Origin of the sequence: Primorskyibacter sp. S87, from assembly GCF_049801055.1 — a bacterium.
GTDB lineage: Bacteria > Pseudomonadota > Alphaproteobacteria > Rhodobacterales > Rhodobacteraceae > JBNAGF01.
This window is the reverse complement of the sequence record NZ_JBNAGF010000008.1, coordinates 14,120-34,714: the sequence shown is the minus strand read 5'-3', so window position 1 is coordinate 34,714 and position 20,595 is coordinate 14,120. Positions and strand designations below refer to the sequence as shown.

Below are 20,595 nucleotides of genomic sequence, written 5' to 3'. Positions count from 1 at the left end.
ATTCAATTGCGTCGTGCTCTCTGCCCTGCTGCAAAGGTTGGATAAGCCACACAGAACCGAAATCCGAATAGGCTGCGGTAGTAGTCCGGTCTGTGTCCAAGGCGGATGCGCTCCCTTTCCGTTCATTGGTCAAGAAAAGTACTGGCGAACGTCACCTTCCATCTTACTGCTCTTCTTCGCCGTAGTCCCTGAGAAGGGCCTTGGTAAACTGCGCAAACAGCGCCACGAAGACGCCGACACCCACAAAGATATAAAGAACCGTGAAGATCTTGCCGATGCCCGTTGACGGAGACAGGTCTCCCAATCCAACTGTCGAGATCGTGGTTGCGCTGAAATACAAAGCATCCACCCAGGACCAACCTTCGACGCTTCGATAAAAGAGTGTGCCAGACAACAAGAGCAGAATTGCGAGAAATAGCGCGCCTCGAAACATGTGGTTTTCCCAAGATCGCGCTATCGCCTTCAAAAGGCGAAAAACATTCAAATACAGTGCAATCATCGAGGTCACCTCCGGTATGTCGATGTATGGACCAGAAACTAGCGATCTATGACGAAGATAAAAGCCGCCAAAACCTGCTGACGCGAACGCAAGTCACTGGTCTGGAGCGCGGAAAGACTTCGGACACGTTTAGGGGGCTCGGCCATTTGAGAGCAAATCGAAAGGGCTGTTACCGCATTGCCTCGTTGGATTCGCTGTCACCCCGTGGAAACTCGGAGGGCAACACGCCATAGACGCTCCGAAACAAGGATCCGAAGCGACCGAGGTCATTGAAACCATTCGCAAGCGATGAGGCTTTTTCAGCACTGCGGGCGTGTCCACCTTTGGACAGCATTTCATGAACTCGCGAGAGGCGCTGGAGCGCAAAGTACTTTGACGAGTTTTTGCCCGTTATGCTTCTGAACGCCTTGATCAATGTCGGCGCTGTAACGCCGGTTTCGCGGCACAGCATGGACATCGAAACTGCGCCTGTTGGGTGCGCTGACGCGATTTCGCGTGCTTCGGTGACCAACCTTCGCATTTTGAGTAGAGAGATCGATTCACATTCCCTCTCGAAGTCCGATGTTACCGCGACGGCTTGAGCAAGCGCATCTGCAATAGCGCCCTGCATTCGATTTTTGTCCCAGTTCGGCGCGAACAGGATGACCTCTTCCAGACGGCGAACCAGCGCCTGATGTGTCAGTGGAGACAGTTCACAGCAGAGAGTCGGAGAGTTCCCGGTTGTAAACTCTCGCCCGGTCAGCTGGCGAAACTTGGCAAGGAACAGCGGCAAAGGGAAACGACCACAGATCGGGTCCCGGTGCTCGGCCAAAACCTCTGTTTCATTGGTGTTCCTATTTTTAAAGATCGCAATGGGCTTCAGAGCCATCCCGTTCACCGACCAACACTCGGCACCGGTAACGGGCACTGAAAAGTGAGCACTCGCGCTATTCTGCGCTGTTCGGACCAGTGTTTTTGGGGCCAGCTTCAATCTGTATATCCGGGTGTCTACGAAGCCCACTCCTCGCCAAATTCTTGAAAACCCTCGCAACCCGGGCTCGGAACTGAGTTACTGGGAGCGAAATATGATGGCGATGGTGTCGGACGGCGCGCCCGAAATCCGCAGGAGAACGCGTGAAATCCTCAAGTTTGGGGCCTCGCAGATTAAAATCACCACCGGAGGGGGCGTATCATCCCAATTCGATCCGCTGGACGTCAGCGAATACTCGGTCGACGAAATTCGAGCCGTGGTCGAAGAGGCCGCAAACTTCAACACTTACGTCCTCGCGCATATCATGACCGACCGTGGGGTACGCTCGTCCATCGAGAACGGTTTCTTTGCATCGCGGAAACACTGGAACTGGTGAAAGAAAAAGGCGCTTGGCTCCGTCCCCAGGCGATGTTCGAAGACGATATGGTCTGGGCCAGCCCGGTAAGCGCCGCAAAATGGAAACAGGTGATGGTCGCGGTCAATTCGCTCTATCCCCTGGCAGTCGAACTCGGCGTGAACCTTGCCTTCGGAACTGACCAGCTCATGGATCCTTCCAAGGCGTGGCAACAGAGTCTCTATCTCGTGAGAATGGGTACCTGGATGTCGCCCTATCAGGCGTTCAAGATCGCGACCTCGGAAAACGCGCGCCTGCTAGAGCTCAGTGGCCCACGTCGCCCATACCAAGAAGGTCCGCTCGGCGTCATTCAAGAAGGGGCTTATGCGGACATCTTACTTGTGGACGGATATCCCCTAGAAGACATCGAACTTATTGGAAATCCGTAAGAACATTTCGACCTGATCATCAAAGATGGCGTGATCTAAAAAAACGAAATCTAATACCCAAAGTAATCCTGCGCCCAATTGGGGCAGGGTCACTGTCAGTCTCATTTTGAGTTCCCGCAATGACGGGCTTTCCGATTCTGGCGCTTCAACCCCAGAATACGTCTTCCGCATACACAGGGGTCAACCAATTGGAGTGAAACCAAGTTATTGATCTAACGCAGACGGGCTGGATCGTCATCCGAATTGCCGACTGAATGCGTCTGCCGAAGAAAATGTTCGCGTCCTTTGCCCCGCCAACGCTTGCTTGCGGACACGTCAGGTTTCGCCATATCGTGACCTGACTTCGATAGCTCTTAACGCTATGCTGACGGACAAATCGAACTCTCTGATCAACGAGCGCACACAATCACGCATGGCTTTGTCGCGACGAATAACTTTCCTTGTTACAGCGCTGATACTCGGTGCCGCGTTCGTGATGTTTGCTCCAAAGGATGCCCGTGCACATGACGCGCATGCTGGTGAACCGCAAGCGTCCACGGTTGTCGTCTTCGAAAGAGCAAATGCGGCCTTCGAGCATTGTCTAGGCGGTATCGCCTGCATTTCCCTGATTATTCCCGGTGGCCAGAAATTCGAGCCGGTTGAGATGCACCGCGGAGAATTGTGCCACGACGGCCGAAATCTACGACCGTCAGGCACAATGCCTGACCTTGACCCACCGCCTCCACGTTTTCTGGTCTGATTTGGCACTTTAGCTATCAGATCCCGAAACAGAGGAAACAACCCATGAAGTTCGCACGACTTTTCTCTGGCGCCACCGCGGCGTCGGTCATCGCGGCGATGGCCGTGGCGCACAGCGGAGCAACCGGCGTCGTTAAGGAGCGCATGGATGGCATGGACGTCATGAAAGACGCCGTGAAGGTCATTGCCCCGATGATGAAAGGGCAGACGGCCTATGACAGCGCAACAATCAAGAAGGCCGCACAAGATATTGGAAAGCATGCCGGTCAACCCTTGCTGACGCTGTTTCCCGAAGGATCGGTGCACGGGCCATCCGAAGCACTCCCTTCGATATGGGAAGATTGGCAAGCCTTTGTCGATTTGGCACTTCGCCTCGAAGAATTGGCAGACGGACTGGCCGCTGCGTCTGCCAATGGGTTCTCGAAGGAGGATCCCGCCTCAAGCCAAAGTTCTATGATGGGAACTTCGATGATGGGGACGGCAAGCGCCGATACTGCGTCCGTGAATGACATACAGACACTTGCGCAGATGCCCGCAGACCGTGTTTTTACCCTGATGAGCCAGACCTGCTCGGCCTGCCACACACGCTTTCGGAAAGAATGAATATGCCACGCCTGTTTAGGCTGGCGGGATTGACTGCGCTGGCTGGCGGCATCGTGATGGTCGCCGCTGCCACTTGGCCAATTGGGCACGAGGCTAACGTCGTGATGGCCGGTGACGCACAAAGGGGCGCGTATCTGGCCCGGGCCAGTGGCTGTATTGCTTGCCACACGGATTTCGCCGCTGGCGGGCCGCCATTGGCGGGCGGGCCCGATTTGCCGACGCCATTCGGAACCCTGTTTGCCCCCAACCTGACCACTGATCCTGAACACGGCATCGGCGATTGGGATCTAAGCAGTTTTGCCAAGGCAGTTCGGCAGGGCATCTCGCCAGACGGAGAGCCCTATTATCCCGCCTTCCCATACCCGTTCTACGCCAACTTCTCTGATCAGGATGTGGCTGACCTCTGGGCCGCGTTCCAAACGGTGCCACCGGTTGCTCAGGCCTCGCGGTCTAACGCGATGCGGTTCCCATTCAACCAACGATGGGGTCTCAAATTCTGGCGTGCGGCCTTTCTCCGAACTCCCGCTACCGAACCCGTGAAAGGCAAAAGCAGCGAATGGAATCGCGGCCGGGCGCTTGTGGAAGGGGCCGCGCATTGCGGGGCCTGCCATACACCGCGCAATCTGGTCGGCGCGCGTAAGGCCAACGCCCGGCTAATGGGAAACGCCGCGATCCCGGGAGAGGGAAAAGCACCCCGGATCGATCCCAAAGGCCTCCGGTCGCGCAACTGGGCCAAAGAAGATATCGCCTATGCTCTGCAAACCGGTGTTACCGTCGACGGAGATGCGTTTGGTGGACCCATGGGAGAGGTTGTCCTCCATGGCACCCAATACCTGACCGAACTGGACCGCCGAGCCATCGCCACCTATCTGTTGGACGAGGAGTCCGAAAATTGACCTTGAATGTGACACGTCGTGAAATGTTGGGCGGTATCGCTGCCTTGGCCGCCGTTCCGGCGATGGCCGGCACCTCGGGCCAGATGACCATTCTGACCGCGCGCGAGGGTTTTGCCCGGCTTGCGCCGTCGGAATACCCCGAAACCGCAATCTGGGGCTATGATGGCGGCGTTCCCGGTCCGTTGATTCAGCTGACCCAAGGCCAGCGTCTGCGGCGCAGGCTGGTCAATGAGCTCCCGCAGCCCACTGCCGTTCACTGGCACGGAGTGCGTGTCGAAAACGCGATGGACGGAGTTCCCGGCATTACTCAGGACGCAGTGCCGACCGGCGGCCAGTTCGAATATGACTGCCGGATGCCGGATGCCGGGACATTCTGGTATCATTCACACAACCAATCTGCTGAGCAGGTCGCCCGAGGCCTGTATGGCCCTCTGATTGTGAATGAACCTCAAGAAGGCGATGTCGACCATGATCTCATTGTCATGGTCGATGACTGGCGCATGACTGATACGGCGCAAATCCACGACAGCTTTAATCAGATGCACGATCTGTCCCACGCCGGGCGACTGGGAAACTATGTCCACATCGAAATGATCCCAAAGGTGACATCGCTCAGTCGCAATGACCGTCTGCGGGTTCGGTTCATAAATCCTAGCACGGACCGGATCTTGCGGCTGCGCCTGAGGGGTATGGAAGGCTGGGTGATGGCCTTGGACGGCATGCCTCTGGAAACGCCGCAACCACTGAATGGTATCGTGCTTGCTCCGGCCCAGCGGGCCGATGTTTTTGCTGACGTTACCACCGAGGCACCGGACACGGCAATGATCCTGCAGCAGGAAGGGGACAAGGGTTACGTGCTGGCCGAGTTCACAGTTACCGGAGATCAGTCCCGTTCCCGTCGTCAGGCGCCAGTGCCCCTCCCGCCCAATCCTGTCGAAAAGGCCACCGTAGATGCAGTCACAAGGCAATTGCCGATGACGATGGAAGGCGGGGCAATGGGTGGTCTGCGTGAAGGTATATACAAAGGCCAAATGATGGGTATGAGAGAGCTCGTCGAGAATGGTCAGGTTTGGACTCTGAACGGGGTTGCCGGACTGCCTGACGCCCCGTTCGCCGAAGTATCTCTGGGCGAAACAGTGCAGATGTCCTTAAAGAACGAAACTGCGTTTCCTCATGCTATGCATCTGCATGGGCACCATTTTCGCGAGCTGCGCCCAGACGGGACCTACGGCCCGTTGCGGGATACGCTATTGGTAGATCGCTCTCAGAGTCGCGAGATAGTCTTCGTCGCAGACAACCCCGGTGACTGGCTGTTTCACTGCCATATGCTGTCTCATCAGACCGCGGGGATGAAAACGTGGCTCAGGGTTGGATAATCAGCACCCGACACGCGTGCTGGCGGGCTGATACTGCAAAGACTTGACATTAATCATGGTGAGACAGGAGAGCGCTGTGAGAGGCTCCGCTCAAACTCACCGCGAACGACCGGGCGAGCACCGGAAAACCATTGGAGGAAAAATGAACCCGATGTGTATGAACCGCCGGACGGTTTTGGCAGGAATTGGCGTAATTGCGGCAAACGTAGCGACACAATCTCTGGCCGCGTCGCAGCCCTCCATCCACGTTCTCAAGGATCCAAATTGCGGTTGTTGCAGTGCTTGGATAGACATCCTGAAACAGGACGGCTTTGACGTTACAATGGAGAATAGTACCGGAACGGCCCTGTTCCGCTACAAGTTCGACAATGGCATTCCCCAGAAAATGACCTCGTGTCACACCGGCAAGATCGACGGCTACATGATCGAAGGGCATGTGCCGCCCGCTGATATCCGACGCCTGCTGCAGGAACAGCCGGACGCGGTGGGGCTGGCCGTGCCGGACATGCCTTACGGGTCGCCCGGGATGGGGCCGGAAAGCGAACGCGAGGCTTACACGGTCTATCTGATCCGCAAGGATGGGCCGCCAGAAATTTTCACCCACTACGAGGCAGCCTGACAACGATTGTTCTGAACCTGCCGATCAGTCCAGTTCGTACTTGTCCTTGTAGTCGGAAATCAATGCTTCGGGTTGGTCGGCCTTTCGCATGATCGTGTTCCCGACAACCAGCAGATCCAGTTCGGTACCCATGAAGCAGTGAAATGCGTCCGTCGGAGAGCAGACGATGGGCTCTCCTCTCACGTTGAACGAGGTATTCACGACCAGAGGGCAACCGGTGCGTTCGTGAAAAGCCGAGATCACCGCGTGATAGAGCGGGTTCGTTTCTTTGTGCACTGTCTGCAGTCGGGCCGAATAATCGACATGGGTAATCGCGGGGACGTCCGAGCGACGGATATTGAGCTTGTCGATACCAAAGAGCTGCTTTTGCTCCTCATTCATCTCTACCCGCCGTTTGTCGACGACATCCGCGACCATCAGCATGTAGGGGCTGTCGCCATCGTGCTCGAACCAGTCCGAAACATGTTCCCGCAACACCGAAGGCGCGAACGGACGGAAGCTTTCGCGATACTTGACCTTGAGGTTCAGAACGCGCTGGGTTTCATCTGAACGGGGATCGCCCAGAATCGAACGTCCACCCAATGCCCGGGGACCGAATTCCATCCGGCCCTGAAACCAGCCGATCGCCTGCCCGTCGGCAAGGGCATCGGCTGTCGTCGCAATCATTGTATCCGTGTCGACGGTTTCCAGTACCGCACCACAGGCCGTGAGTTCGGCCGCGATTGCATCGTCATTGTAGCTTGGACCCAGATAGGCCCCCTTCATGGCATCATTCGGGACTGCCTTGCGCGGCTTTTCCATTTCGTGGTGCCACATCGCCTGCGCCGCGCCCAGCGCGCCACCTGCGTCCCCGGATGCGGGCTGAACCCAGATGTTTTCAAAGGCGCCGTCGCGCAGCATTTTTCCATTGGCAACACAGTTGAGCGCGACACCACCGGCGAGGCAGAGATTGGGGATCTTGTATTCGGCTGCCAAAGACCTCGCCATGCGCAACACGGACTCTTCGGTCACTGCTTGGATCGATGCAGCTACATCCATGTGAAACTGGGTCAGGTCGTCCTCGTCCGGACGCCGCACCGGTTCACCGAACAGGTCCGAAAACTTCCGGTTCGTCATCGTCAAACCGGTCATGTAGTTGAAATAATCCTGATCCAGACGGAACGTGCCATCCTCTTTCAGGTCCACAATCTTGTCGAGAATCAGGTCGCGGTAGATCGGCTCTCCATACGGCGCGAGGCCCATCAACTTGTATTCACCGCTGTTGACCTTGAAACCGGTGTAATAGGTGAAAGCGGAATAGAGCAGACCCAGAGAATGCGGGAAATGCAGCTCTTTTTCGATGGTCAGCTTGTTACCACGCCCGATTGCAACACTGGTGGTGGCCCATTCGCCGACCCCATCCAGTGTCAGTACTACCGCCTCGTCAAACGGAGACGGATAGAATGCGCTGGCAGCATGGCTGAAATGGTGCTCGGAAAAGGCCAGTTGATCGGCCTTAAAGCCCTTGTCGAGTTTGCGCAGCTCCTTGAACAAGAAATCCTTGAGAAAGAGCTTTTCCCGAAGCCAGACCGGAATGGCCCGACGGAACGATGCAAATCCTCTCGGCGCGTTGCCAATGTAGGTTTCCAGAAGGCGTTCAAACTTGAGCAACGGCTTGTCGTAAAACACCACCGTGTCGACATCACCGAAGTCGATCCCAGCCTCGTCCAGCACATATTCGATCGCGCGCTGGGGAAATCCGGGGTCGTGCTTTTTTCGGGTAAAGCGCTCTTCCTGCGCTGCCGCCATGATCTCACCATCGCGCAACAAAGCCGCGGCGCTGTCATGGTAGAAGGCCGATATGCCTAGGATGAAGGTCATCTTAGAACAACGTGTAAATGAACGGAGCCACAGCTGAGCCTTGCGCCAAGACGATCAGGACACCAAACAGACCAAGAACCACAAGGATTGGCACAAGCCAGAATTTCTTGCGGACTTTCATGAAAGACCAGAGTTCAGAGACAAGCGACAACATTGAAATTACCTAAAACTGACGTTGGAAGGGTTGCAGCGGCGTTTCCCGCTGGACCCAATAGGATTGTGCTTCGGGATCCGGGTGGGTGCCCAGCGGATCCTTGCGGAACAGCGACATGACAAGGCCAATCGGCGTAACCACCAGGAAAAATACCCCTGCCATCACAATCGGAGACACGATTGCCCCCAGCAATAGACCGAACTTGAACCAGAGCCGATTGGGTGTGGCGAACACTTGCGGGCGCAAAAACGTGATGGCGAGGAAAACGGCGGAAATTCCAAGCGCCCAGACGCGCAGAGGGTTGCCGTGCAACACCGGGTAAATTGCGATAATCGCAAAGACCGCAGCAAAGACGAAGCCAAAACTCCGTTCTGACCCCATCTTGACATCGATTGTCGCCTTATCCACCGCCACTGTTCTTCTCCGCCCCCGCTGCGAACTGCTTTCTGACAGTTCATTGTCCCTGACTGCAGGTCAAGGTTGCCAATGGGTCCAAACCCCGGTTTCCGTGATGCATTATTGACAATAAAAACCCATTGCAGGCAGGGTTTCCTACATCTGTTCGCTCGCCCCGTCGGCTTCACAACGAAGAGGCTGAGCAGCGAAACCGACCCGCTAAAGACGCACCAATGTCGCGCGCTGACCCTGATTGTTCACAAAATGTGCCGCTCCCGACAGCTTTCGACTTAGAATCATGGATCCAATCCATCTGCCCGCTGAAGTTCGACCTATCGTTTTTACTCAGTCGAGTAGTCGTGTGGAGCCGAGCCGCGATACTTGTTCGTTAACTCTTCGGGCACTTCGGAACCATCGTAGAGAAACGGGAGAATACCACGTCGTAGCGACTTGCCACGCGTTGCCCTGATGTCGTCCTCTGACCGGGTCACCCGCTGCGCCAGTCGCCGCCCCCATTGTGCGAGCTGGTCATAAAGCCGGCTGATCTCGGCCTGATGTGCGGTTCCTTTTGCCAGATCGTGAAACTCTTCGGGGTCCTTGGCCAGATCGAATAGCATCGGTCGGAACCCACCTTCGGCGTGGATCAGTTTGTAACGCCCGTCGAACACCATGAAGAGCCGTGCGTCGCGTGGCTCCAACCCAAGTGCAACACATTGCGGTGTCGCCGAGTAGTCATACTCACTGATCGCAAAACTCCGCCACTCGGGCTTCTCCCCGCTGAGCCAAGGCAGCAAGGATCGCCCTTCGATAATGTGGTCGGGAACCATGCCGCCAGCGGCTTCGACGAATGTCGCGGCAAGGTCCACGGATTCGACGAGTGCCTCGCAGGTGGTGCCACGCGTGTTATCTGCCTCGCGTCTAGGATCATAAATAATCAGAGGGATTTTGACGCTGGGCTCGTGAAAAAGGTCCTTTTCCCCAAGCCAGTGATCTCCCAGATAGTCGCCGTGATCCGAAGTCAGGACAATCATTGTACTCTGCATGCGCCCGGTTTGCTCGAGAAAGTCCAGCAATACACCAAGCTGATCATCGCATTGCTTGATTAGGCCCATATACGCCGGGATAACTTTTTTGCGCACGTCTTCACGTTGAAAGGCCTGAGCAATCCGGTTCTTCATATAGGCCCCGAAAACTGGGTGCGGTTCTTCGCGTTCCACGTCATGCCGAACAGGTTGCGGCACATGGTTCGGTCCGTACATGTCGTGATAGGGAGCCGGGACGATATAGGGCCAATGCGGCTTGATATAGCTGACATGTGCACACCACGGCCCCTTGGCCTGCTCGATAAAGGCGATTGTCTCGCGCGTCAGCCAAGGAGTTTCGCTGTCCGGCTCTCGAATGTTGGCAGGTTTGTCTGCATTCGCGAACATCCAACCTGAAGCTAGGTCGCCTTCGGCGTCGATCCCGGCATTGGCAAAATCCGACCACGGATTTTCCGACGGGTATCCTTTTGACTTTAGATACTCGTTGTAGGGAGACCGTTTCTCGTCATAGAACCCGTCCGGCCCTTCAGCCCAGAGCCCGTCATCCCGGATCCAAGTATCAAAGCCGCATTCGGCCTGCCTAGCGCCGATCACGCTGTCGGGGCTCAAGCCCAGCCGCTCCATTCCCTCGGCATCGGCTTTCATGTGGGTCTTTCCGATCAGCCAGCAATCCATACCTTCTCGCCGCAGGTGATCCCCCAGCGTCTGCTCGCCAACCCGCAGCGGGAACCCGTTCCACTGCGCCCCATGCGAAGAGGCATAGCGGCCGGTGTAAAAGCTCATCCGGGATGCGCCGCAGATAGGCGATTGCACATAGGTGTTGGTGAACCGCACTCCCTTTGCGGCGACCCGATCAAAGTTTGGCGTGTGCAGGTGTGGATGACCGGCACAGCTCAGATAATCGTGACGAAGCTGGTCATACATGATGAACAAAATGTTGATCCCGTCGCCCGAATTGTTCGGTTCTGCATTCATTGAGTGCCTCCTCCGATCGTGAACTTGGCACAAGCGGAGCTGAGACTTAAGCCTGATCTGACACCTGCAGGGTGGTTTCCGCGAACCCGCGCGCCCGGCACCGCTCCGTTCTCACAGCGGAAAAGTTTAGACGCGCGCCTTGCCAAAAAACCGGTAAGTCAATGCCGCAGCCGCCATGGCAAGACCAATGCCATATCCAATCCAGATGCCGTTGGGCCCAAACCCGAAATTGAACCCCAGCGCATACCCGATTGGCAATGCCACCACCCAATAAGCAACAAGCGTAATCACAACTGGCACACGGTTATCCATCATACCGCGAGACGCCCCCAGCATGGTTCCCTGAATGCCATCGGCAATCTGCATTGCAGCGATCACCAGAAACATGGAGACTGCAAGAGATACAACCTTTGGGTCCGATGACAGGCTTGCTGATACAGGCTCACGGCCAACGAGGATCATTACCACAACAAGGCTCATCCAAGAGACGATGACCAACAGTGACGCCAAGCCGATCTCCGTCAGTTTCTCCCGTTCGTCGCCACCAATGGTCTGAGCCACTCGGATCGACACGGCAATGGAAACGCCCATCGGCACCATGTACAAAACATCGCTTGCCGCAGACACAATCCGATGCGCGGCAAGCGCCTCGGCACTGAACCACCCCATCATTAATCCAGCCACCGAATAGGCCGCGCCCTCTGCCACATATCCAAACGAAATGACCGAACCTTCCTTCAACTGGATTCGGACCTCGCCCCAACGGGGCAATGCGAGCATCACCCCACTCCCGTTTCGCCGCATCAAAATCAGAATGGCAACGGCACCAATCAGAGAAACGACTTCGGACAAAAGGCTCGCCAGACCCGCGCCCAAAAGGCCAAAGCCCGGCCAGTCTCCAAGGCCGTGGATTAGGACGAAGTTGGCCGGAATGTTCAGGCCAACCGCCAGAAACGCCAGCCCAACGCCAAGCCATGGCCTGTCTATTGCATCAAAGAGGGCCTTCAGGGCGTAGAAGACTGTAAAAGGGACCAGCAAAAGGCTCATTGCAGTCCAATATCCGCCGATAAGGTCGACAACCTCCGGTGGCTGTCCGATCCAACCAAGTGCAGGCTTCAGCGCCAGCATTGCAGCTGTTCCCAACAAGCCGAGCCCAACTGAGACCGCGACCCCGGCCCAGGTCGCTACGGACAGGGCATCGCCGCTTCCTTCGCCAAATGCCCTGGCCATGCGGACACCGATCACAGACACGAATCCGTATAGGGCCGAATAAAATATGATCAGCACCGAGGTTGTGATTGACACCGCTGCCAGGGGCAATGTTCCGAGCGGGGCAACCATCACGGTATCCACAACACCGATCATGGTTGCCGCGGCAAGGGATATCACGATGGGAAAGCCGAGACGGGCGAGATCACGAGTTTCGCGTTTGACCCCACCCAAGGATAACCGGCCCGACAATTCCGTCTGCTTGTTCGTCATCAGATTGCGCCCGGTTTCTTCCGCTCTTTATGCCGTCTCGGCAAGCAATTCGGGCACCAGACGAACCAGACACCCCCACGCGGCCGCTTCTGCTGCCGCTCTGTCAAGGCTCCCGGGTGCCAGATGAAGCCGTTGCCAGTAGCCGTCGGTCAAGGTTTCCATCCACTCTGCCATCTGGCTCGCCGACAAGGCGTCCTGTTCGGGTAGCAGATCCTGCCAAATGCGCAGCAAGGTTTCGCGCCTGCGTATTTCAAAATGCTCAGCAACCTCGTGATATTGTTCCTGCGATCGCAGTTCGCCCCAGAAAGCGAACCAGATAGGCAGCACGTCGGCTCCACAGGCATCTGGATGAAAGTCCGCCCTTATCAACGCCTTCAACCTGCCGCCCGGTGCTGCGCCCGCATTTTCAAGCGCCGCCATCCAGTGATCTTCGTAGCGCTGGTAGAGATCCCGCAGGGTTTCCGTCAAAAGCCCTGCCTTGGACTTGAAATAGAAAACCGCAACGCCTTGCGAAAGCCCGGCTTCGTTCGCCACGGTCGCAAGCGTCGTTCTTGCCAGCCCGTGCGCCACAATCGAACGACGGGCCGCATCAAGAAGTTGCCGCCGACGGCGATCGGCGTTGCCTTTGCGTTCTTTTCTGGGGCGTCGCTGTTCTGCCTCGGCCAAGTTCATACCCTCCTGCCTGCTTCGCCATCTACAGGTTGCAGAAAACCAGCGTCAACGGTTCAAAATTTATTTGAGCGCTCAAATAAACTTTACGGAACGAGATAGGCTCTGTAAACCAATGGCAAAGGAACAGGGTTTTGACACATCAAGATACATATGACGTGATCGTGGCTGGTGCCGGCCACAACGGGCTGACCACCGCCGCCTATCTGGCCCGTGCGGGGCTTCGTGTGCTTGTGGTTGAAAAGAACGATTGGATCGGAGGCGCCGCCGTCAGCCGGTCATTGCACGAAGGCTGGACTTACTCGAACTGCTCATATGTCTGTTCGTTGCTCAGGCGCGAGATCGCGCGGGATCTTGACCTGCCCAAATACGGGCTTCAGGTCATCCCGTACGAGGGCGGTGCAAGTTTCACCCGCGACGGCGACTACTTCGCATACTACTCGGACCATAACGCGCTCAGGCGTGAAATGACGCGGCATTCTCCCCGCGATGCCGATGCCTATCAAAACTATTCCCAAGCCATCATGCGGCAGTGCCGGTTCATTCGTCCATTCCTGCTACGCGATGCCCCGGACCCCACATCCCTGCGCCCGCGCGACCTTTCGGAAATGGCCTATCTGGTCAAAAAGGCGCATGACCTCGGTAGCCGGGAACTCGGCGAAACTCTGCGGTTCTGGACGATGTCCATCGGCGATTTTCTGGACGAGCATTTCGAAAACGATCTGATCAAGGCTCACCTCGCCGGCTCCGGGATCATTGGCACTGGTCTTGGTGTCTACTCTCCCGGAACAGCCTACGTTCTTTTGCATCACTACATGGGTGACATTGACGGCGGCATTGGTGCCTGGGGTTTTGCACGCGGCGGCATGGGAGCCATTTCCAATGCCATCGCTGCATCCTTTAAGGACCACGGTGGGACGATCCACACCGGCGCGGGTGTCGAAAAAATTCTCAGCACGAACGGCCGCGTACAGGGCGTGGCGCTGGAGGATGGCAAGGTGTTTCACGCTCCGGTCGTTGCCTCCAACATGGATATCAAACGGACGGTTCTGCATCACATTGAGCAATCCGAATTGCCCGAAGATTTCACAAAGGCTGTGAAGAATTTCAAGATCCGGGGATCTTCCGCAAAGCTCAACATCGCTCTTGACAGGTTTCCGGATTTTGCTGCGGCACCACAGCATGCAAGCTTTCTCCGGGGCGATCTGCATGTATCCGAAAGCCTGTTCGAGCTCGAAAGGGCCTATGACGACTGGAAAGCCGGTCGATGGTCAAAAAAGCCCTATGTCGACATGCTCATCCCCAGCCAGATCGACCCGACGATGGCCCCGTCCGGGGCGCATATGATGACCGTATTCGTGCAATATGCCCCTTACGACTTGGAGCTCAACGGGGTCAGGTCCGCTGACAACTGGAGCACTACGCAACGCAAGGCCCTGTCAGAGTCTGTGCTGGATCAGATGACTGTTGCCTGCCCTGATATTCGGGACCGCGTGGTCCATATGGAAGTCCGCTCGCCTTTGGAAATCGAAAACGAGGTCGGCCTGACAGAAGGCAATATCTTTCAGGGCGAACTGACTTTTGACCAGCTCTTTTTCAACCGGCCAGTTCCGGGATGGTCGCAGTATGAACTGCCGGTCAAGGGGCTCTACATTTGCGGATCCTCTGCCCATCCAGGCGGCGGCGTAATGGGCGCTCCAGGAGCGAATGCGGCCCGCGCGATCCTGCGCCGCGAGACCAAGCACGGCCGAATGACGGGGTATGCAGCATGAGCCGCTATGATGCGATTGTCGTTGGCGGCGGCGTCAACGGTCTGGTCGCCGGGACCATTCTGGCGCGGCGCGGCATGAGTGTCTGCATTGTTGAACAAGCCGACCATTTCGGGGGAATGGCCGCGTATTCCTTGAATGGCGGCCCACCGCTTGCCCACTCTCTTTACAATTTGAGCCCACGCGTCCTCAAGGACATCGGGCTGAGCAGCCAAGATGCGGCTTTCTCAGGGCAAACGGTTGCAACCGTTTCATTATCCGATAACGGTCAGCACATCGTCGTTGACGGGTCGCGCGCCAGTTCGATCGACGGAAACACCCTCCCGGAGTCTCAGGCTCTGAAAACACTGTTGGATAGCCTTGTCAGTTACGGTGAACTTCTGCGGCAACTGGCCGAAGCACCGCCACCAGGCGGTTCACACGCTTTGGTCTCGCGCGACGGGCTAAGCCAGCTTCTTCGGTTGGCGAAACTGGGTTTGGGTCTGAAAAGACTGGGCAAACCAAAGATGCGGCGGTTCCTGCAAATCTTGTTGTCCAATGTCTACGACCTGATCCTGGATGAATTGCCCGATGGTCAGATCGCCGGGCTTCTTGCGGCCGATGCCGTGCGAGGTGCAGCGGCCGGCCCGAGATCCCCCGGAACCGTGTTCAACCTGATCTATCGGTTGGGGCATGGCGGAATTGTTTCTTTGCCCCACGGTGGGATGTCCGCCGTGACTGACCTTCTAGCCAAAGCTGCAAGTGACTCAGATTGTGTCCTGATGCCGGACTCAACGATATCGAGAATCCTGACTACAGGAGATTCCGTTTCGGGCATTGAGCTGACAACCGGTGAGACGGTACGGGCGCCTCTGGTCCTCAGCAGCATCGCTCCGCAACAAACATTCCGATTGACTGGGACGGGCATGTTCGACATCGAAGCATCTCGTCGTATCCGTAACATCCGGGCACGCGGAACGACCGCCAAGGTGAACTTCAAGCTCCCGGACGGTGCCCCCCTACCCGGTCTGCCAGCTGATTTGTCGGGATCCCGCCTGGTGTACGCACCGTCGGCAGAATACGTGGAAACAGCATTCAACCCGGCGAAATACCGTGAAATGTCGGACGCTCCTGTGATCGAGGCTGTTCGAACGGTTTCATCCGACGGGTCGCACTGGTTGTCTACAATCGTTCAATACGCCCCCTCCGATATCGAGGGCGGCTGGACGGACGCGAAGCAAGACCGCCTCGGCCGCCTTACGCTGGAGACATTGAACCGCACCCTGCCCGGCCTCTCCGATCTGGTCAAAGACCGGCAGGTCATCACTCCTGACCTCATTGAAACCGCGACTGGCGCCCCCGGAGGCCATTGGCATCATGCCGAAATGTCACTGGATCAATTGTTGACGCTGCGCCCGGCCAATGGAATTGGCCGCTATGCGATGGGGCCAAAAGGTCTGTTCCTGTGCGGCGCAACGACCCATCCAGGCGGCGACGTCATGGGGCTGGCGGGGAGAAACGCGGCGTTGGCGGCGTTGGAGGGTCAACGATGAGCATCTTTACCGACCCCAAGCTTGGGCTGATCCCCGGACCATTCCACCGGAAACTGGAAGAACAAAACCGCGCTCATGGATGGTACGACTGGGCTGGCTATGCCGCGCCGACGACCCTCGACAGTGTGGAGTTTGAGTATTTCGCCCTGCGCAATCAGTCCGCGCTGCTGGATATCTCTCCGATGCACAAATACCGGGTGAGTGGTCCGGAGCGGGTCGAGATGCTGAACCGCCTCGTCACCCGCGACGTGGGAAAGATCGGCGTCGGGCGGGTTGGCTATACGGTTTGGTGCGACGAAGAAGGTATGGTGATTGACGACGGGACCTTGTTCCATCTCACCGATGGGACTTGGCGCTTGTGCTGCCAAGAACCAATGCTGAACTGGCTTCTGGACGCTGCCGCCGGTTTTGATGTCATCGTTCAGGACGAAAGCCACAGCATCGCGGGCCTCGCTCTGCAAGGGCCAACATCTTTCGCCGTTCTCGAGGCGGCGGGGTTGGACGTCGGTGGGTTGAAGCCCTTTGACCTGACAGAGATTGAGCCGGGTTTGACGATTTCAAGAACAGGTTTCACCGGTGATCTGGGGTATGAACTTTGGTGCGGGGGGGATCATGCCGAACCGCTCTGGGATCGAATCTGGGCCGGCGGCGCACACAAGGGGCTGCGTGCCATCGGTTATGAGGCCGTCAACATCGCCCGGATCGAGGCCGGTTTTCTGACCGCCGGGGTGGATTTCCAACCCGTCCACGCCACCGAACGCTTGCATCGGGGTCAGACGCCCTTCGAACTCGGACTTGGCTGGTTGGTAGACTTTCAGAAGGGCCATTTCAACGGGCGCCGATCGCTGCTGAAACGGCGCGACCAGCCCAGATCTCTGTTGATGCGGGTCGATGTTGAAGGCTTCAAACCCGCTCAGGGGGCGTTGATATACAACCGCCGCAAGCGGGAAGTCGGACACATCACATCCGGGGTCTGGTCGCCAACCGCCAAGCGCAACATCGCTCTGGCTCATGTGCGAATGCCCTACGCCAGCGCATCCCCGACCCGGCTTTCTGCGGAAATCTATACACTAGAAGAAGGCAAATGGACGACCAGAATGGCCCGCCTGAATCCCGTTAAATCGGCATTCTATGCACCACCACGCGCCCGGGCAACACCACCAGCCCGAACCTGATGGAGGAACTAACTTGAACTCACTTGGCAATACGCCCACCGACGGAGATCTGATCGATTGGGATCGGGATCATCACCTTCACCCGTGGGCCGGAATGAAAGGTTTCGGAACCGACGAATACATGCGCGTCAATACCGGCGACGGAATCTATCTCTGGGATTCCAAGGGAAAACGCTACATCGACGGACCCGGCGGCATGTGGTGCACTCAGATTGGATACGGGCGACAGGAAATGGCCGACACTATTGCGGCTCAGGTCATGCAGATGCCCTATGCGTCGCCATGGTCGTTCACGACAGAGCCTGCTGCAATTTTGGCCCGCATGATCGCAGAGCGGGCGCCGGGAGACCTCAACACGGTGCATTTCACCACCGGCGGTTCGACGGCAGTTGATACAGCCCTGCGAACTGCGTTGTTCATGAACAACCGGCTTGGCCGACCCGACAAGAAGATCGTTATTGGCCGGGAAAAGGGATACCACGGGTCAACTTTTCTTGCTGCAACAGTCACCGGCAAGGAGCGATTTGAAACGCGGTTTGAAAAGGCGCAGGATCTTGTGCGCTTTCTTCCCGATGTGAACCCCTATCATCGCCCGGCCGGAATGAGTCTCGAGGCATGGTGCGATGCCAAGGTTGCCGATCTGGAAAACCTGATCGCCGAAGTGGGTGCCGAGCGCATTGCCGCGTTCATTGCGGAGCCGATCTTGTGCTCGGGTGGGGTCATCGTTCCCCCGCCGGGCTACCACAAGCGCACGCTCGAGATCTGCCGTGCGAATGACATACTATACATATCGGATGAGGTCGTGACCGGTTTTGGAAGACTGGGTCACTGGTTTGCCTCGGAGGAAGTCTACGGCATCGTCCCCGACATGATCACCAGCGCCAAGGGCCTGACATCCGGATATCTGCCTTTGGGCGCCTGCATCATTTCGGACGCTGTCATGCAGCGTATTTCGGACGCTCCTGGGGATGATGTTTTTTACAATGGCTACACATACTCCGGCCATCCCGTGAGCTGTGCGGCAGCCATCAAGAACATCGAGATCATGGAGCGCGAGGACATACTCGGCCATGTCCGGCGGGTCACCCCACAATTTCAGGCGCGCCTTCAACGGATCAAGGACAAGTTTCCGATCGTCGGTGACATACGTGGCGACGGATTGCTTGGGTGCATCGAGTGCCAGCCCGGGTTGAAGACTGACAGCTACGAAGAGCACCTGAAATTCGGACAGCTGCTAGATGATGCCTGCGAAGAGCTCGGGCTGCTTTTGCGCCCGTTCGGGAATATGGCAGTGTTTTCGCCACCATTGATCATCAGCGCCGCGCAGATAGACGAGATGTTCGACATCATGGAGGCCGGGATGACCAAGGTGAGCGCAGGCTACAGCATTTGACACCTGAAGGGCGCGACGGCCGCTGAAACTTGCTGGCGCACGGATCCCAGCGGCCATGATCTGCCCGATCAAATGACTGACGGCCAATCGATGGGGCCGCCCGCACCTATCTTGGCGGCCTACTCCGGTTTACGTCCGCGAATATGATGCGGGCAGTGTTCGCCTGACTTCAGAACGGGCTGCATTGCGCTCCAGATCTCGATTTGGTGGGCGATGAATTCTTCGCCATGACGCTCCGCCCAACCGCTGCGATTGGGTCCGGTCAACTCAGCCAACTCGGCAGCGGATACTTCTGAATACCACGGGTTTCGGTCGACCAGTTCGACCTGCTCGAACCCCGCCGCTTCCATTGCGCTGCGATACTTGGCCGGTGAGGCCATCTGGAACTCGAGGTCTTCCATTTTCACGTAATGTGCCATCTCTGGGGACATTTCGCCATCATGGTTGGTCAACCAGTCTGACGCAGCAAACATTCCGCCGGGTTTCAGAACGCGAAACACTTCGGCTGCCAAGGAGACCTTGTCGGGGATATGGATTATCGAGTCCTTTGAAAACACGACGTCAAACACTTCGTCATCAAAGGGCATCGGTCCCGGTGTGACCTGAATGATTTCAACCGTGCCTTCGAGTCCGGCCTTGGCCACACGCCGCCGCGCAACTTCGCAAACCGGGGCTTCGACATCGATCCCGACAACTTTGGCCGCCTCGAACACTTTTGCAAAAAGAACCGCAATCGCCCCAGAGCCGCAACCGATGTCGAGGATTTTCTTTCCCTTGAGTTCGACGCCTTGAACGACCTTGGCAACTTCTTCAGGCCCGCCGGGCGAAAGAAACCCCTCACCCCAGAGCTCTTCCAGAAAACCGACGGCTTGATCGTCATAAAGGATTTCTTCGGACATTCGACCTCCCTGAATTTATTTGCTTTCGACCATTTGCCCAGAATCATGCGGCATGCCCAATGCTGCAGGAGGGCACAGGTTGTTCTTACCTCCCGGAACCCCGCTCAGACACGCCCGGGCTCAAGCTGAAACTTCAAGCGGGAAGTGTCTGGGGAAAAAACGGGTCAAGGCATGGAGGCACACATCCCGGTATTCTACCCGATCCGCCAGTTTCGGATAAAGCATCAGGCTAAGCCAGGATCCGTCGGACAGAGCTTCGACACTGCGTGCGGTGCGTTCGACATCGAGATCATCATAGCCACCGTCGGAAATGAGTTCGCCGCACAGGTCGGCGATCCGTTCGTAGCGTTCATTGTCGTACTTATTGTGGATCTTGATATAATTGGGCCGGTACTTGGCCTGCCCCCAGAAAGCAAACCAGACCGCCAGCCGCTTGTGTGTACAGACTCTCTTGTCGAAATCCGCTTCGATTATTGCTGCGAGCCGATGCGCCGCAGTCGGGGCGGCCCGATCAAGATACTTCATCCAGTTTTCATAGTGTTCCCGCGCCAGAAACCCCAAGGTTGCGTCATACAGCGCCTCCTTGCTGTCGAAGTGGTAATTCACAACGCCGTGCGACAGCTTTGCGGTTTCCGTCACATGTTTGAGTGTCGTATCCGAAAAACCCCGCTTTGAAATGGAATCGATTGCAGCCATGATGAGCTGCATGCGCCGAACCTCACGCGGTTCGTTACGTCTTTTTCTTTGAAGTTCATTGGCTTCCA

General features: G+C 56.9%; 18 protein-coding genes and 1 pseudogene. 9 read left to right on the top strand and 10 right to left on the bottom strand.

Annotated features, from left to right (window positions below; genetic code table 11):
- Window positions 1–163 precede the first annotated feature (163 nt).
- Both ACP15U_RS14275 and ACP15U_RS14270 read right to left on the bottom strand, forming a co-directional pair.
- The gene (locus tag ACP15U_RS14275; RefSeq protein ID WP_425045821.1) at window positions 164–433 is read right to left on the bottom strand and encodes a potassium channel family protein; all 270 of its coding nucleotides are present in this window, start codon (window positions 431–433) and stop codon (window positions 164–166) included.
- Between the two features lie 235 nt (window positions 434–668).
- Window positions 669–1,367, bottom strand: a complete 699-nt coding sequence (locus ACP15U_RS14270; RefSeq protein ID WP_425045820.1) for a helix-turn-helix domain-containing protein — start codon at window positions 1,365–1,367, stop codon at window positions 669–671.
- A 196-nt stretch (window positions 1,368–1,563) separates the two neighbouring features.
- Between ACP15U_RS14270 and ACP15U_RS14265 the strand changes: the two are divergent.
- The 5 genes and pseudogenes from ACP15U_RS14265 (at window position 1,564) to ACP15U_RS14245 (ending at window position 6,484) form a co-directional block, all read left to right on the top strand.
- Window positions 1,564–2,252, top strand: a pseudogene (locus tag ACP15U_RS14265) (amidohydrolase family protein).
- A 783-nt stretch (window positions 2,253–3,035) separates the two neighbouring features.
- Complete coding sequence (locus ACP15U_RS14260) at window positions 3,036–3,593, top strand: c-type cytochrome (RefSeq protein ID WP_425045819.1); 558 nt, start codon at window positions 3,036–3,038, stop codon at window positions 3,591–3,593.
- Between the two features lie 2 nt (window positions 3,594–3,595).
- Window positions 3,596–4,489, top strand: coding sequence for a c-type cytochrome (locus tag ACP15U_RS14255; RefSeq protein WP_425045818.1), 894 nt, complete (start codon window positions 3,596–3,598; stop codon window positions 4,487–4,489).
- Window positions 4,486–5,865 (top strand): multicopper oxidase family protein, encoded by a 1,380-nt coding sequence (locus ACP15U_RS14250; protein ID WP_425045817.1) that lies wholly within the window; start codon window positions 4,486–4,488, stop codon window positions 5,863–5,865. Before ACP15U_RS14255 ends, ACP15U_RS14250 begins: the two co-directional genes overlap by 4 nt.
- 157 nt (window positions 5,866–6,022) lie before the next feature.
- The gene (locus ACP15U_RS14245) at window positions 6,023–6,484 is read left to right on the top strand and encodes a DUF411 domain-containing protein (RefSeq protein ID WP_425045967.1); all 462 of its coding nucleotides are present in this window, start codon (window positions 6,023–6,025) and stop codon (window positions 6,482–6,484) included.
- A gap of 24 nt (window positions 6,485–6,508) precedes the next feature.
- Here the strand turns inward: ACP15U_RS14245 and ACP15U_RS14240 are convergent, their stop codons facing one another.
- The 6 genes from ACP15U_RS14240 to ACP15U_RS14215 all read right to left on the bottom strand — a co-directional run bounded on the left by ACP15U_RS14240 (window position 6,509) and on the right by ACP15U_RS14215 (window position 13,066).
- Entirely contained in the window at window positions 6,509–8,344 is a 1,836-nt protein-coding gene (locus ACP15U_RS14240; RefSeq protein ID WP_425045816.1) for a carbamoyltransferase family protein, read from the bottom strand.
- A 1-nt stretch (window position 8,345) separates the two neighbouring features.
- On the bottom strand, window positions 8,346–8,498 hold the full coding sequence (locus ACP15U_RS14235; RefSeq protein WP_425045815.1) for a DUF5989 family protein: 153 nt from the start codon (window positions 8,496–8,498) through the stop codon (window positions 8,346–8,348).
- Between the two features lie 9 nt (window positions 8,499–8,507).
- On the bottom strand, window positions 8,508–8,912 hold the full coding sequence (locus tag ACP15U_RS14230; protein WP_425045814.1) for an SxtJ family membrane protein: 405 nt from the start codon (window positions 8,910–8,912) through the stop codon (window positions 8,508–8,510).
- Between the two features lie 323 nt (window positions 8,913–9,235).
- Window positions 9,236–10,879, bottom strand: coding sequence for a sulfatase-like hydrolase/transferase (locus tag ACP15U_RS14225; protein WP_425045966.1), 1,644 nt, complete (start codon window positions 10,877–10,879; stop codon window positions 9,236–9,238).
- Between the two features lie 159 nt (window positions 10,880–11,038).
- Entirely contained in the window at window positions 11,039–12,394 is a 1,356-nt protein-coding gene (locus ACP15U_RS14220; protein ID WP_425045813.1) for an MATE family efflux transporter, read from the bottom strand.
- Between the two features lie 27 nt (window positions 12,395–12,421).
- A complete protein-coding gene (locus ACP15U_RS14215; protein WP_425045812.1) occupies window positions 12,422–13,066 on the bottom strand; it encodes a TetR family transcriptional regulator C-terminal domain-containing protein in 645 nt (214 codons plus the stop codon).
- Window positions 13,067–13,197: 131 nt separating this feature from the next.
- On the opposite strand from ACP15U_RS14215, the gene ACP15U_RS14210 reads away from it, so the two are divergent.
- Genes ACP15U_RS14210 through ACP15U_RS14195 form a run of 4 tightly spaced genes read left to right on the top strand, consistent with a single transcriptional unit; the run spans window position 13,198 to window position 18,932 of the window.
- On the top strand, window positions 13,198–14,835 hold the full coding sequence (locus tag ACP15U_RS14210) for a phytoene desaturase family protein (protein WP_425045811.1): 1,638 nt from the start codon (window positions 13,198–13,200) through the stop codon (window positions 14,833–14,835).
- Window positions 14,832–16,364 carry a phytoene desaturase family protein gene (locus ACP15U_RS14205; RefSeq protein ID WP_425045810.1) on the top strand — a complete coding sequence of 511 codons (1,533 nt, stop codon included), beginning with the start codon at window positions 14,832–14,834 and terminating at the stop codon, window positions 16,362–16,364. Before ACP15U_RS14210 ends, ACP15U_RS14205 begins: the two co-directional genes overlap by 4 nt.
- On the top strand, window positions 16,361–17,539 hold the full coding sequence (locus tag ACP15U_RS14200) for an aminomethyltransferase family protein (protein ID WP_425045809.1): 1,179 nt from the start codon (window positions 16,361–16,363) through the stop codon (window positions 17,537–17,539). Before ACP15U_RS14205 ends, ACP15U_RS14200 begins: the two co-directional genes overlap by 4 nt.
- Before the next feature lie 13 nt (window positions 17,540–17,552).
- Window positions 17,553–18,932 (top strand): aminotransferase, encoded by a 1,380-nt coding sequence (locus tag ACP15U_RS14195; RefSeq protein ID WP_425045808.1) that lies wholly within the window; start codon window positions 17,553–17,555, stop codon window positions 18,930–18,932.
- Between the two features lie 119 nt (window positions 18,933–19,051).
- Here ACP15U_RS14195 and ACP15U_RS14190 read toward each other — a convergent pair whose 3' ends face one another.
- Together ACP15U_RS14190 and ACP15U_RS14185 are read right to left on the bottom strand one after the other, a co-directional pair.
- Entirely contained in the window at window positions 19,052–19,831 is a 780-nt protein-coding gene (locus ACP15U_RS14190; RefSeq protein WP_425045807.1) for a class I SAM-dependent methyltransferase, read from the bottom strand.
- Window positions 19,832–19,951: 120 nt separating this feature from the next.
- Window positions 19,952–20,539, bottom strand: coding sequence for a TetR/AcrR family transcriptional regulator (locus ACP15U_RS14185; protein WP_425045806.1), 588 nt, complete (start codon window positions 20,537–20,539; stop codon window positions 19,952–19,954).
- Window positions 20,540–20,595 lie beyond the last annotated feature (56 nt).

What these genes read in the sequence shown, in the direction of transcription:
- ACP15U_RS14275 (WP_425045821.1), bottom strand. Translation starts at nt 433, where the DNA reads ATGTTTCGAGGCGCGCTATTTCTCGCAATTCTGCTCTTGTTGTCTGGC.
- ACP15U_RS14270 (WP_425045820.1), bottom strand. Translation starts at nt 1,367, where the DNA reads ATGGCTCTGAAGCCCATTGCGATCTTTAAAAATAGGAACACCAATGAA.
- ACP15U_RS14260 (WP_425045819.1), top strand. Translation starts at nt 3,036, where the DNA reads ATGAAGTTCGCACGACTTTTCTCTGGCGCCACCGCGGCGTCGGTCATC.
- ACP15U_RS14255 (WP_425045818.1), top strand. Translation starts at nt 3,596, where the DNA reads ATGCCACGCCTGTTTAGGCTGGCGGGATTGACTGCGCTGGCTGGCGGC.
- ACP15U_RS14245 (WP_425045967.1), top strand. Translation starts at nt 6,023, where the DNA reads ATGAACCGCCGGACGGTTTTGGCAGGAATTGGCGTAATTGCGGCAAAC.
- ACP15U_RS14240 (WP_425045816.1), bottom strand. Translation starts at nt 8,344, where the DNA reads ATGACCTTCATCCTAGGCATATCGGCCTTCTACCATGACAGCGCCGCG.
- ACP15U_RS14235 (WP_425045815.1), bottom strand. Translation starts at nt 8,498, where the DNA reads ATGTTGTCGCTTGTCTCTGAACTCTGGTCTTTCATGAAAGTCCGCAAG.
- ACP15U_RS14220 (WP_425045813.1), bottom strand. Translation starts at nt 12,394, where the DNA reads ATGACGAACAAGCAGACGGAATTGTCGGGCCGGTTATCCTTGGGTGGG.
- ACP15U_RS14215 (WP_425045812.1), bottom strand. Translation starts at nt 13,066, where the DNA reads ATGAACTTGGCCGAGGCAGAACAGCGACGCCCCAGAAAAGAACGCAAA.
- ACP15U_RS14205 (WP_425045810.1), top strand. Translation starts at nt 14,832, where the DNA reads ATGAGCCGCTATGATGCGATTGTCGTTGGCGGCGGCGTCAACGGTCTG.
- ACP15U_RS14200 (WP_425045809.1), top strand. Translation starts at nt 16,361, where the DNA reads ATGAGCATCTTTACCGACCCCAAGCTTGGGCTGATCCCCGGACCATTC.
- ACP15U_RS14190 (WP_425045807.1), bottom strand. Translation starts at nt 19,831, where the DNA reads ATGTCCGAAGAAATCCTTTATGACGATCAAGCCGTCGGTTTTCTGGAA.
- ACP15U_RS14185 (WP_425045806.1), bottom strand. Translation starts at nt 20,539, where the DNA reads ATGCAGCTCATCATGGCTGCAATCGATTCCATTTCAAAGCGGGGTTTT.